The organism is Roseateles sp. P1_C6 (assembly GCF_056406315.1).
Genome location: NZ_JBFUAK010000003.1, coordinates 509,606 through 523,111, shown reverse-complemented (window position 1 = coordinate 523,111; position 13,506 = coordinate 509,606). Strand labels below are relative to the sequence as shown.

General features: G+C 71.2%; 5 protein-coding genes. 4 read left to right on the top strand and 1 reads right to left on the bottom strand.

All coding sequences use genetic code 11. The features are described from left to right. Positions 1–218: 218 nt before the first annotated feature. The 4 genes from AC1D29_RS08125 to AC1D29_RS08110 are packed head-to-tail and all read left to right on the top strand — an operon-like array spanning position 219 to position 5,237. Positions 219–1,640 carry an aldehyde dehydrogenase (NADP(+)) gene (locus AC1D29_RS08125; RefSeq protein ID WP_477895975.1) on the top strand — a complete coding sequence of 474 codons (1,422 nt, stop codon included), beginning with the start codon at positions 219–221 and terminating at the stop codon, positions 1,638–1,640. Next, the gene (araD, locus tag AC1D29_RS08120) at positions 1,637–3,367 is read left to right on the top strand and encodes an L-arabinonate dehydratase (protein ID WP_477895973.1); all 1,731 of its coding nucleotides are present in this window, start codon (positions 1,637–1,639) and stop codon (positions 3,365–3,367) included. Before AC1D29_RS08125 ends, araD begins: the two co-directional genes overlap by 4 nt. Before the next feature lie 8 nt (positions 3,368–3,375). Continuing rightward, positions 3,376–4,086 carry a ribonuclease activity regulator RraA gene (locus tag AC1D29_RS08115; RefSeq protein ID WP_477895971.1) on the top strand — a complete coding sequence of 237 codons (711 nt, stop codon included), beginning with the start codon at positions 3,376–3,378 and terminating at the stop codon, positions 4,084–4,086. A gap of 5 nt (positions 4,087–4,091) precedes the next feature. Continuing rightward, the gene (locus tag AC1D29_RS08110; RefSeq protein ID WP_477895969.1) at positions 4,092–5,237 is read left to right on the top strand and encodes an ROK family protein; all 1,146 of its coding nucleotides are present in this window, start codon (positions 4,092–4,094) and stop codon (positions 5,235–5,237) included. Here the strand turns inward: AC1D29_RS08110 and AC1D29_RS08105 are convergent. After that, positions 5,234–13,495, bottom strand: a complete 8,262-nt coding sequence (locus tag AC1D29_RS08105) for an LEPR-XLL domain-containing protein (RefSeq protein ID WP_477895967.1) — start codon at positions 13,493–13,495, stop codon at positions 5,234–5,236. The genes AC1D29_RS08110 and AC1D29_RS08105 overlap by 4 nt on opposite strands. Positions 13,496–13,506 lie beyond the last annotated feature (11 nt).

The window sequence follows — 13,506 nt, the reverse complement described above, 5'->3', positions numbered from 1 at the left end:
ATCAAAATGGTTGCGCGATCATTTCAGTCTAGCCGCCCCGCCATGCCACCGGCCACATGGTTAACAGCAGTGCGGCAGAGCCCATGGAGGCAGGCCGTGCACTGGGCGACCAACCTCTTCCCCTGGGGGAAACGCTGAGCGCAGCAGGGGTAGCGATATATATGATAGCGATACCAAATGCCAAGCTGGTGCGCCGCACTTCTCTTGATCGCTTCACGATGACCCTCTCCGACAGCCCGGCCGCCCAGATCCGGGCCGCCTGCTCCGCAGCCGCTGATGCGGCGCCCACCTGGGCTGCCCTGCCCCTGGCTCGCCGCGCCGCACTGCTGCGCGCGCTGGCCGACGCGCTGCAGTCCCCCCGCGATGCGCTGGTGTTGCTGGCCGACGAGGAAACCCACCTGGGCGCTGCTCGCCTGAATGGCGAGCTGGACCGCACCTGCTTCCAGCTGCGCGGCTTCGCCGACCAGGTGGACGCCGGCGCGCCCCAGCCCGTGCAGCACGACGCCGCCATCGCCGGCGCACCGCCCGGCGGCCGGCCGCAGCTGACCCGCGTGCGCGTGCCGCTGGGGCCGGTGGCCGTGTTTGCGGCCAGCAACTTCCCGTTCGCATTCAGCGTGCTGGGTGGGGACACGGCGTCGGCGCTGGCTGCCGGTTGCACGGTCGTCGTCAAGGCCCACCCCGGGCACCCACGGCTGTCGCAGGCCGTGGCCGACATCGCGTCAGCATGCATCGCCGCGCAACGCCTGCCCGTGGGCCTGCTGCAGATAGTGCAAGGGGTCAGCGTGGAGGTCGGTCTGGCGCTGGTGCGCGACCCGGCCATCGAGGCGGCGGCCTTCACCGGCAGCGTGCGCGGCGGCGTGGCGCTGTGGCGCGAGGCCAATGCCCGGCCGCGGCCCATCCCCTTCTACGGTGAACTAGGTTCCATCAACCCGGTCGTCGCGCTGCCCGACGCGCTGGCCGCCAATGCGGCGCTGGCCACGCAGCTGGCCGGCAGCATCGTGCTGGGCTGCGGTCAGTTCTGCACCAGCCCGGGCCTGCTCATCGTGCGCGACGACACCGCCAGCCAGAGCTTCGTGCGCCAGCTGGCCGAGGCGCTGGCCAACGCCACGCCGCACGCGATGCTGAACGCCGGCATCCGCGCCGGCTTCAACACCGGCGTGGCGCGCCTGCATGGCCGCGCCGGCGTGAAGACGCTGGTGGCGTCACCGGCGCGCGGTGCGGCGCCCGGCGCCCATTTGTTTGCCACTCATGCCACCGGCTTCCTGGCCGACACCGCGCTGCACGATGAAGTCTTCGGCCCGGCCTGCCTGGTCGTCACCGTGCGCGACCTGGACGAGACGCTGCAAGTGCTGCAAGCCGTGCGGGGCAGCCTCACCGTCACGTTATGGGGCGCGGATGAAGACAGCGCCGACAACCGCCGCCTCGTGCGCGCGGCGCAAGGCATCGCCGGTCGCGTGCTGTTCAGCGGCGTGCCCACCGGCGTGGCCGTCACGGCGGCGCAGCAGCATGGCGGCCCCTGGCCGTCGTCGACGAATGCCTTCAGCACCAGCGTGGGCCATGCGGCGCTGGAGCGTTTCCTGCGCCCGGTGGCGCTGCAGGACGCGCCGGCCTGGCTGCTGGACGCGAGGGGCCAGGCATGAGCATCAAGAAGGCAGAAGACCTGCGCAGCGCGCGCTGGTTCGCCAAGGACGATTTCCGCAGCTTCGGCCATCGCAGCCGCGTGCTGCAGATGGGCTATGGGCCGGAAGACTTCATCAACAAGCCCGTCATCGCCATCGTCAACACCTGGAGCGATGCCAACCAGTGCCACACCCACTTCAAGCAGCGGGTGGAGGACGTCAAGCGCGGCATCCTGCAAGCCGGTGGCTGGCCGCTGGAGCTGCCGGCCATCTCTCTGAGCGAGAGCATGGTGAAGCCGACGTCCATGCTCTACCGCAACTTCCTGGCGATGGAGACCGAGGAGCTGCTGCGCAGCCACCCTGTCGATGGTGCCGTGCTGATGGGCGGCTGCGACAAGACGACGCCAGGCCTGTTGATGGGTGCGATCAGCATGGGCCTGCCCTGCATCTTCCTGCCGGCGGGCCCCATGCTGCGCGGCAACTGGCGCGGCCAGGTGCTGGGCTCGGGCTCGGACGCCTTCAAGTACTGGGACGAGCGCCGCGCCGGGCGCCTCTCTGACCAGGCCTGGGCCGAGATGGAAGCCGGCATCGCGCGCAGCCACGGCACCTGCATGACCATGGGCACGGCGGCGACGATGATGGGCATCGCGGAGGCCATCGGCTTCACGCTGCCCGGCGCCAGCAGCATTCCGGCGCCCGACGCCAACCACACGCGCATGTCCGCCGAATGCGGCCGGCGCATCGTGCAGATGGTGTGGGACGACCTGACGCCCGCCAGGATGCTCAGCGCCGGCAGCTTTGCCAATGGCATCGCCGTCGCGATGGCCATGGGCTGCAGCACCAACGCCATCATCCATCTCGTCGCCATCAGCCGCCGCGCGGGGCTGCCGGTCACTTTGGACGACTTCGATGCGGCCAGCCGGCATGTGGGCGTCATCGCCAACATCCGCCCCAGCGGCGACGCCTACCTGATGGAGGACTTCTTCTACGCCGGTGGGCTGCCGGCGCTGATGAAGGTCATGGCGGCCAAGCTTGACCTGGGCGCACGCACCGTCAACGGCCGCACCGTGGGCGAGAACATCGACGGCGCGGAGGTCTTCAACGACGACGTCATCCGCCCGCTGGACAACCCCATCTACGCCGAAGGGGCGCTGGCCGTGCTGCGCGGCAACCTCGCCCCGGACGGCGTGGTCATCAAGCCCAGTGCCGTCGCGCCGCACCTGCTGCGGCACACCGGCCGCGCGGTGGTGTTCGACGACTATCCGCAGCTGAAGGCCGCCGTCGACGACCCGGACCTGGACGTGACCGGCGACGACATCCTGGTGCTGCGCAACGCCGGCCCCAAGGGCGCCGGCATGCCGGAGTGGGGCATGCTGCCCATCCCGACCAAGCTGCTGAAGGCCGGCGTGACCGACATGCTGCGGCTGTCGGACGCCCGCATGAGCGGCACCAGCTACGGCGGCTGCCTGCTGCACTGCAGCCCCGAAGCCTTCGTCGGCGGACCGCTGGCGCTGGTGAAGACGGGCGACCGCATCAGCGTCGACGTGCCGGCCCGCAGCATCCACCTCGAAGTCAGCGACGCGGAACTGGCCGCCCGCCGCGCCGCGTGGACACCGCCGCCCGCCCGCTACGAACGCGGCTACGGCTGGATGTTCGGCCGCCACATCCTGCAGGCCCACGAGGGCTGCGACTTCGACTTCCTCGAAACCAGCTTCGGTGCGCCCGTGCCCGAGCCGGTCATCTATTGAGACCCGCCATGAACCCAGACACCCGCAACAAGTTGATGGGCGTCAGCACCGCCACGCTGTGCACTGCCCTGTTCAAGCGCGGCCTGCGCAGTCAGTTCATTCAGGACGTTCGCCCGCTGAACCCTGGCCTGCCCAACATGGTGGGCCCGGCCTACACGCTGCGCTACATGCCGGCGCGCGAGGACCTGAACACCATCGCCGTGTTCCAGGACCGCAGCCACCCGCAGCGCAAGGCGGTCGAGGAATGCCCCGCGGGCGCCGTGCTGGTCATCGACAGCCGCAAGGATGCGCGTGCCGCATCGGCCGGCGGCATCCTCGTCGCGAGGCTGATGGTGCGCGGCGTGGCCGGCGTCGTCACCGACGGCGGCTTCCGCGACAGCCCCGACATCGCCAAGTACCCCTTCCCCGCCTACCACCAGCGCCCCAGCGCCCCCACCAACCTGACGCTGCACCAGGCCATCGCCATCAACGAGCCCATCGGCTGCGGTGACGCGCCGGTGTTCCCCGGCGACATCGTCGTGGGTGATGCCGAGGGCGTCATCGTCATCCCCGCGCACATCGCCGACGAGATTGCCACCGAGGCCGTCGAGATGACGGTCTTCGAGGACTTCGTGCAGGCCCAGGTGCTCGCCGGCCGCAGCGTGCTGGGCCTGTACCCGCCGACCGACGCGGACGTCGCCGGCGCGTTCGCCGCCTGGCGCGCCAGCCAAGGCCGGTGAAGGCCATGTTGATGAAAACCGGCGGCAGCAGCCAGGCCCAGCTCAAGCACAACAACCGCATGGCGCTGATCCGCCAGCTGCGCGTGCGGCCCGGCCTGTCGCGCGTGGACCTGGCCCAGGCGCTGGGCCTGACCAAGTCGACGGTCAGCGCCCTGTCGCGCGAGCTGCTCGACGAGGGCTGGCTGGTGGAGCGCGACGTCGTCGCCACCGGCGACCTGGGCCGCCGCCCGACGCCGCTGTTCATCGACCCCACGCGACTGCTGCTGCTGGGCGCTCAAGTGGGCATCGGCCATGTGCGCGTGGTGCTGACCTCGCTGACGGGCGAGGTCCTGGCCGCGCGGAGTGCCAGCTACGACACCGGCCTGGAGGTCGAGGCCTGCATCCAGCTGCTGACCCGCACGCTGCTGGCCGTGGCAGCCCGGCGCGGCGACGCGCAGCGCATCATCGGCATCGGCGTGGGCCTGCCCGGCGGCGTGGACCAGACCCACGACCAGCTCGTCTTCGCGCCCCACCTCCACTGGCACCATGTGCCTTTCGGTGCCCTGCTGCGGGCGGCGCTGCGCGGCACGCCGCTGTCCGGTGTGTCCGTCTTCATGCAGAACGACGCCGATGTCGCCGCTTTGGGCGAGAGCGAGTTCAACCCTTCGCCCACGGCCGACCCGCTGCTGCTGGTCTTGGTCGGCGAAGGTGTCGGCGCGGGCCTCATCGTGGGCGGCCGGTTGCTGACGGGCGCGCGCGGCCTTGCCGGCGAGGTCGGCCACATGGTGCTGCAGGTCGACGGCCCGCGCTGCTCCTGCGGCCGTCGCGGCTGTGCGGAAGCGCTGATCGGCAGCCGTGCGCTGCTGCAGCAGGACGACCTGGCCGGCGACGCGCAAGCCGCGGCCGCCGTGGCCAAGGCTGGGCAGTACCTGGGCGTGCTGCTGCAGAACCTGGCCGCCGCGTACGACCCGGCCTGCATCGTGCTGGGCGGCCCCGCGGTGGCATGGGGCGACGCGCTGCTGGCGCCGGTGCGCGCGACGCTGCAGGAGTACGCCCAGGCGGCACGCCTGTCCGCGCCGACGCTGCGCGTGTCCCGCTTCGGCGCCGATGCGATCGCGATCGGTGCCGCCGCGCTGGCCGGCTACCGCCTGACGCAGCCGGCCCTGTCCTAGAGCATCAGCTCTTCGGACCAGACGCGAAAGCGCGCGCTGTCGGTCGCGGGCGCATCGACCGCCACCGTGGCCGCATCCAGGCCGAGCCAGGACGCCAGCTGGCTGGGCAGCAGCGGCGCCGGATCGGCGTCGAACACCGGCGCCGGCTCGCGCAGCGACGTGGCCGCCAGCAGCGTCGACATCGTCGGCGCCAGCGCGGCGGCCAGCGTCGTGTCGCGGAACTCCTGCAGCGGCCGCGCCGTGTTCAGCCAGGCCCAGGCATCGGCAGCAGCGGCCGAGGGCTGCCCGCCGGGGGCGGCCGCCACGCTGGCCTGCCGCGCCGGCGCGCCCAGCGCCACCAGCTGCTGGTAGATCTGTCCGCCGTCCAGCAGGTTGAAGGCCGTGTGGCCATTCGTGCCGCTGTCGCGCAAGATGACCCCGCTGGGCGCGTCGACGTCCAGCTTGTTGGCCTGCACGTCGAGCGCCGCTGGCGTCTCGGACGCACCGCCGGCCAGTGCCGGCCCGCGGCCACGCAGCGTCAGCAGGTCGGCGTAGATGTCGGCCGCCGCATCGCCATTGGCCTCGCTGATGGTGCCCGTCGTCGACGCCAGCACGACGGCTGCCGTGGCACCGCCCGCACCGCGCGTGTCGATGCGCCCGACCCGCAGGTCGCCACCGGCCTGCAGCTGCACGTCACCGGCCTGCGTGGCGAGCACCCCATCCGTCGCCATGCGCAGCGCACCGCCGGCCGTGGCATGCACGTCGGCGCCCGCCGCGGCCAGCGCCAGCGTGCCGGCCAGCGTCAAGTCCTGCCCGGCTGCCAGGTCCAACAGCTGCACGCCGGCGTTCGGGCCGGTGACCCCACCTTGCAGGCTGAGGCTGCCGCCCGCCAGGCTCAGGTGCGGCGTGACGAGGCTGTTCAACGTGGCTATGTCGACGGTGGTGGCTCCCTGGTCGACGCGGCCGATCTGCACCGTGCCGAAGCCTTGCAACGCCGCCAGTTGCGCACCACTCAGGCCCAGGCCCGAGCCGGTGGCGGTGCCGACCGTCACGCCGCTGGCCGTGCCGGCGCCGGCCACTTCCAGCCGCGCCGCCGCACTGCCGCTGATGAGGCCCGACAGCGTCAGCGCGTCGACGCGGATGACCGCATTGCCGCTCGTGATGACGACGTTGCCGATGACCAGCTCGGTCGCGCCGACGATGTTGAGGCTGCCGCTGCTGAGGTCCAGCAGACCCTTGAACTCGACCTTGCCCGCCGCCTGCAGCGTCAGGTCGCCGGCCAGCTTCACATCCTGGTCGAAGCGCACGTTGCGCGCGTCGTTGATGGCCAGGCCGCCCAGGCGCTCGGTCGCGCCGATGGCGCCACCGAAGACGACGTCGGCACCGTCGCTGGTGACGACCAGCTGGTCGGCCGCGCCGCCGGCCGTGCCGTCGATGGCACCGCTGATGGTGATGGGGCCGTCGCCACGCGCGCCGCCCTGGCCGCCGGTGATGCTGACGGCACCGTCGAACTTCAGGCCGCTGTCGATGCTGACCGGGCCTTGCTGCACGATGGCGCCGGCCGGCGCGTTCAACACCGCGCCCGCGCCGCCGGCCTTCAGCAACACGCTGCCCGTGCCGTCAGCCGTGACGCTGCGGCCGTCCTGCGGCGCCGTGCCGTCGGCAAAGGTGATGCTGCCATTGGTGGTCGCCAGCGCGATGCTGCCGTTGCCGCCGGTCGTGATGAGGTCGGACTGCGTCGCGTCGTCGATGGACGTGCCCGTCGTCGCCTGCGCGCTGACGCGTTTCACCGACACGGCCACGTCGCCGATGGTGATGATGTCGGCCTCCTGCAGCCAGATGCCGCCGCCGGCCGCGCGCGCACTGACGCGTTGCACGGCGGTCTCGAGGCGGTCGCTGTTGCTGCCGACGCCCCCCGCCGCCACCAGCCGCAGCCAGGCCGCGCTGACTTCCGTACCGCTGTGGCCCGCCGCCGCAGCGATGCTGCCGCCGGTGGAGATCAGCGACACCTGGCCCAGGCCCGCTGCGATGCCGCCGACCGTCAGATCGCCGCCAGCCTGCACGCGGATGGCGGAGTCCACCGTCGTCAGGTCGGTCGTCGCGGCCATGCTCACGGCGCCACCCGCCTGCACATCGAGCGTGCGGCCCGTGCGCGTGATGGCCACGTCGGCGCCCAGGCTCATGCCGCCGGTGGCCAGCAGGCTGATCGCGCCGGCCGTGCTGCGCAGCGCCGCGCCGACGTTCATGTCGCCGCCAGCATCCAGCAGCACATTGCCGCCGGACTGCAGCGCGAAGCCGTCGGCATTGCCGCCGTCCGCCAGGCTGAGCGTGCCGCCGGCCACGAGGACGACGTTGCCGCCGGACACCACATCGGACAAGGCCGCGTCGGCCAGCGTCGCCTGCGAGCCATCGGCCGCGACGCGCGCGACGGACACGCTGACCGTGTCGATGGCCAATGCATCGGCCTCACGCGCAAAGAAGCCGCCCGCGCCCGTGCCGGCCACGCTGGCCGCCAGCGTGCCCACCTGCAGTTGCAATGGCGCGTTGCCTGTGCCGAAGCCCTGCGTCGTGCCCGTGCCCGTCGTCACGACGCGCAGCGCGCGCGCCGTCACGTCAGTTTCGGCACCACCGGCATCCGTGATGTTGCGGGCCAGCAGGCTGACGTCCCCACCGGTTTGCAGCGCGCCGACACTGAGATTGACGGTGGCCGCCAGACGCAGCGAGCCGCTGCCGCTGGCGATGACGCTGCCGTCCGCCATCGTGAGGGACGCGCCGGCCTCGGCATCGAGGCTGCCGGCGCCGGCCAGCGTCACGTCGCCGCTGGCCGTGAAGCTCAGCTCGCCACCAGCCCGCAGGCTGGTGTTGCCCGCGGCCGTGAGGCCGGCCTTGATGGCCACGCCGCCGGTCACCGCGCGCAGCAGCAGCGCGCCGCCCGCATTGACGGCCTGCTCCAGGCTGGCCGTGCCGCCGTTGATCGTCAGGTCGCCGCTGTTGATGGTCAGCAGCAGCGCGCCGCTGGTCGTGACCAGGTCTTCCTGGGCGCCGAGGTCCAGGCCCTGCGTGCTGCCGTCGGCGGCAATGCGCTGCAGGCTGGTCGTCACGCGGTCCACCGTCAGCCCCTGGCTCTGCGCCAGGGACAGCGAGGCCGCGCTGACGCTCAGGCTCGTGAGCGTCGTCTCCAGCGCGTTGGCCGCGGTGCCCACCGCACCGCCGGCCGTCAGGCGCAGCGCGCTGGCCGTGATGTCGACCTCCGCATCGCCGGCCGCATCGCCGTCGACGATGGCGCCACCGGCGATGACTGCCGCGCCGGCGGTGCCGGCGTTCAGCGTTTCCAGCGTGATGTCGCGGCCGGCCTGCAGCGCGATGACGCCGTTGGCCGTTTGTGCACTGGCGCCCTGCCCCTGCGTGATGTCGCGCGCGGCGACGAGGTCGAGGCTGCGCGTGCTACCGAAACTGCTGACGGTGCCATTGAGCAGCAGGTCGCGACCGGCGTTCAGGGACAACGCGGCTGTCGTGCTGGTGAGCATCGCGCCAATGCTGAGGTCCCCTGCGCTGCTCAGCAGCACTGCGCCGGTGGCACTGGTCGCGGCGGTCAGGGCAAGGCTGCCACTGCCGCGCACAATCAAGGCAGCGCTGCTGCGCAGACCCAGGAGCGGCGCGTCAACGACACCAACCTGGCTCGTCGTGCCGTCCAGTTGCACACGCGTGCCGCCGAAGCTGGCCAGGCTGTCGATGACCAGATCGCCGGTCTGGGCGAGGAACACGCCACCGCCCGCCGCGTCCACGGCCAGGCGCTGCACGGCCGTCTCCACGGCGTCACTGCCGGTGCCCACGCCAGCAGTCGCTGTCGTGCCGGTGGTGCGCAGCATCAAGCTGGATGCGATCAGGTCGACATCGGTTGGGTCACCCACCAAATCCTTGACCTGGCTGGCCGTCACACTCATCGCGCCACTGCCGGCGTCGAGCTGTGCCAACGCGAGCGCCCCGGTCGCCGCCACCCGCAGCGTGCCGCCGCCACTGGCAACACGGCTGCCCTGGGCCATGGCCCAGGCGCCTGCGGCCTGCACGTCCACGCTGCCACCGCCGCTCGTGATGCTGCCGGCCTGCGCCTGCTGCACGGCGCCGCCGGCAATGACGCTCAATGCGCCGCCGCCACTGGCCACGGCCGCGTTCAATGTGACGGCGCCGCTGGCCTCTAGCCGCACATTGCCGCCCTGGCTCTGCACGCCGGCATCCACCGTCAGCGCGCCGCCAAGCAGTCGCAGTACCAGTGCTGAATTGCCAGTGTTCAGTCCCTGTACTTCGGTCACGCCAAGCGTGGCGATGCTGCCGTCGACAAACACGCGCTGCACCGTGCCGAAGCTGGTGCTCAGCGCGCCGTTGATGACGAGCGCATCGCTCTCGTCGATGAAGAGCCCGCCCCCTCCGCTGGCGCCGAGATAGGTCGCCGTCGTTTCAACTGCATTGCCGGCCTGGCCGATGCCGGCAGTGGCGATCAGCACCAGTTTGCCAGCCTTCAGGTTGACCGTGCTGTCGCCGGCTGTGTCAGCATCGCGCAGGCTGCCACCGGCGGTGATCGTCAGCGCCTTGCTGCCGCCTACATCGATGCCGGCCACGCGCACGTCGCGCCCAGCCGTCAGAAGCGAGGCCCCCTGGGCCGTGGCCGACACGCCCGAGGTCATCAGGATGTCACGCCCGGCCAGCAGATCAATGCCGGCACTGCCGGTGATGCCGCCTTGCACGAGCAGGTCGCGAAGGGCCTCCAGGCTCAGCGCGCCGCCGGTGACAAGTCCCGCCTGCAGGCTCAGATCACCCGCGGAAGACAGCCTCGTGCCCTGCGCGCTGATGGCGCCCAGCACGCCGACGTCGCCACCGACGGTCAACACCAGACCGGCCGCGCTCGTCAGGCCGCTCAGTGCTGCGTCGGCCGCAAGAGCTGTCGTGCTGCCATCGGCTTGCACGCGGCTGCCCGCGGTCGCGGCGATGTTGTCCACGATGACCCCATCGGCTTCGTTCAGATAGACCCCGCCCGCGCCGGCCGACTGCGCGGCCAACCGCTGCACCGACAGCACCAGCGTGCCCATGTTGCTGCCAAGGCCATCGCCACTGCCCGTGCCAGTGGCAATGAGGCGGGCAGCGCCCGCGGTCAGGTTGGTCACCCCGTTGACGCCGTAGGAAGCGATGCGCGTGCCTTGCACCCAGGCCTCGCCGCTGCCGGCGTTGAGCTGGCCCAGGGTCAGCACGCCGCCACTCTGGATGCGCAGCCGCCCGCCGTTGCTGCTGACTGGGGCCGCATAGTCCATGGTCACCGCACCGCCAGCCTGCTCGTCGAGCTCGCCTCCGGACGTGCTCACACTGCTGGGGGCCGCATGCGTGATGGGGCCGCCGGCCAGCAGGCTGACCTGGCCACCACCGATGCCGTTCCAGATGCTGAGGGCCGCACCGGCGCTCAATCGCAGATTGCCCGTCGCGCTGGTCGAGGTGTTCACCGTGATCGTGCCGCCGGCATTCAGCACCAGATTGCCTCCCGCTGCCAGCATGCCCGACAAGGCTCCACTGGAGGGCACCAGCGTCGCGGCGCCTGTCGCATCGACCGCTTTGACCGACGCCAGGTTGATGTAGCTGACAGTGATGTCGTCAAGCTCGTTCAACACAACGCTGCCCGTGCCACTGGCCGCCAGGTGGTCGACTTTCAGTTGCAGAGGTGCCGCCCCGGTGCCGATGCCGCCGTTGCCCGCCGACACCGTCAGGCTGCCTGCGGTGATGCTGGCCGACGGCGAGGCCACCGTGACCGCGCCAGCGGTGACGCTGACCGTGCCGGAACCGGCGTCGATGCTGCCCAGGACCACCCCGCCGCCGCCGTGCAAACCCTGATCCGCGTTGACCGTCGCGAGCAGCGTCGTGGCGCCCAGCGTGAGGCTGTTGACGCCGCGCAGGTTCAGCGTCTGCCCGGCCGAACGGCTGCGGACCTCGGGGCCTGTGACGGTCAGCGCCGTACTGGCGAGCAGGCTGATGCTGCCGCCTTGGGCAACCACGTCGCCCTGTACCACCAGGGCGCCGGACATGGCTTCCAGCAGGATGTGGCCGAAACCGCTCGCGCCGTTCGTATGCACAGAGCCGATCACGGTCATGTCGGCCAGCGCGTTTCGCACAACGATGGCACCACCGCCAGCCGTGGTCAGCCCGCCGGCCGCGATGGTCAGCGCCGTGTCCTCGGCAATGAAGATGCCGCCGCTGCTGCCGCTGACCGTCGCGGTCAGGCTGCCGATGGCCGTGTGCAGCGGCGCGCTGCCGGTGCCGACGCCATTCGCCGCCGTCAGCGTGACCGCCGCGGCCTCGCCACGCAGGTTGGCCGTGTCGCCCGCCAACGCGTCGACGATGGCGCCGGTCGTGGACGTCAGCGTGATGCTGCTCGCGGCCTGCACGATGCCGATGCTCAGGTCGCCCACCGACTGCAGCGCGATGACGCCGCTGGGGCCGGCGTCCAGCGTGATGCCGCTGAGGTCCAGCGCAGCGCCACTGTTCAGCGCCAGACTGCCACCCACCGTCGTGACGGCCGCATGCAGCGTCAGCGCGCCTGTGCCGGAGGTGATGCTGACGGCCGAGGCGCCGCTGGCGTTGATGGGCGCCGAGGCATTGGTCGTGAAGCTGTCGACCGCATTGAACGTGGCCGCGCCGCTGACGAGGCTGACGGGCGCCAGCAGGCTGATGTCCGAGCCCGTGCCCTGCGCCGTCAGTGACAGCGCGCCCGTGCCGCCGAGGCTGATGCCCGCGCCGGCCGCCAGCGTGATACCGCCGCCCTTGGTCAGCAGCGAAATGCCATTGGCGCCGCTCACCGCCGTCTGCGCGAGGTGGGTGACGCTGATGTCGCCGCTGATGTCGGTCAGGAAGGTGGTGTTGCCGCGTGCGAGGTTCTGCACCAGCGCGATGTCGCCCTGGCCGGTGTTGACGACGTCGGCCGTCTTGACCTCCAGGCTGGTCAGGCTGACGCCGTTGGCGGCCTGAGCCACCAGGTCGTAGGCCCGCAGCGGCTCGTTGGTGCGCTGCGCGCCGTCGACGACGCTGTCGAACTGCTTGATCTGGCCGCTGGCCGAGTAGAGATGGACGGCCTGCGCGTCGAGCTCGTTGTAGAGAGACACGTTGCCGACCGCATCCAGCGTCAACGTGCTGCCGGTGTCCACGCGCAGCCAATCCGACGAGGCGCTGAGGTCGTCGACCTGGATCGCACTGCCGTAGACCTTGATGGCGTCCCAGGGCAGCGGGTTGCTGTCCGCCGTGCCGCCCAGCCAGACCGGGCCGCTGCTTGCGGCCGCATGGCCCGCGGTCTCACGGCCGAAGCTGAAGCTGGTGAACGACGAGGCGAAGGTGCCCATCGCCGTGTTGTCGAGTGACAGCGAGCCCGCATGCACGCCAGGCGCTGAGAACAGCGCCATGCCGTAGCCTGCCGTCGTCGGCATGATGGTGGCGCTGCCACTGCCGGTGATGCGGTTGGCGGGCACCAGCAGCGTGATGTCATCGGCCTGCAGCAGCAGGTCGCCGGGCGTGCCGCCGTTGGGGGTGGTCAGGTCCAGGCGCGATGTCGTCGCGAAATAGATGGCGCTGGCGCCGTAGATCTTCAGGCTGCCGCCCTCCGACAGCGCGACGGGCTTGTCGAACGTCACCGTGCCGGTGGCGTGGATCTCCAGCGTGCCCTTGATGCTGACTGCTTCCTTGAAGCTGACATTGTTGGCCTGCAACACCGTCAGGCTGGACAGCGAATCGGTGTCATTGGCGCCGACATTGATCTCGGCGTTGATGGTGACGTTGCCGGAGGTCGAAGTGAGCGTCAGGTTGTCCAGCACGCCCGGGCTGAGCGTCGAGCTGTCCCCCGACAGGAAGTCGCCGTGGTTCGCGACGCCGAGGACGATGTTGCCCGTCTCCTGGATCGACGCCGTGCCGGTGACCTTCAACGACCCGAGCGGATAGGTCAGGCCCGTGTTGCTGCCACTGATGCTGGAGGTCTGGCCGGGGTTGTTGATGATGGCCAGCGCATGCATGGTCGGCCCCGCGCTGGCAGCGGAATAGGCATCGTCCAGCAGGTCGGCCTGACCGCCGCCATCCGGCAGCATGGCCAGTTGCACGGCCCCCAGCACCGGGTCGGCCGACAGCAGCACGCGCGGCTCCAGCGCTTCCAGGCTCCAGGCGCGGGCACTGCGTCGGGGCGACAACGTGGCCGCAGCCTCGGCGGTAGGGCTCAGGGCCTCGCGCCAACGGCGCGGCAGCAGGGAGCGGGCTTTCACAAGGTGTTCCT

Excerpts from the sequence above, each read along its gene's own strand:
- AC1D29_RS08110 (WP_477895969.1), top strand. The coding sequence starts at position 4,092 with ATGTTGATGAAAACCGGCGGCAGCAGCCAGGCCCAGCTCAAGCACAAC.
- araD (WP_477895973.1), top strand. The coding sequence starts at position 1,637 with ATGAGCATCAAGAAGGCAGAAGACCTGCGCAGCGCGCGCTGGTTCGCC.
- AC1D29_RS08115 (WP_477895971.1), top strand. The coding sequence starts at position 3,376 with ATGAACCCAGACACCCGCAACAAGTTGATGGGCGTCAGCACCGCCACG.
- AC1D29_RS08125 (WP_477895975.1), top strand. The coding sequence starts at position 219 with ATGACCCTCTCCGACAGCCCGGCCGCCCAGATCCGGGCCGCCTGCTCC.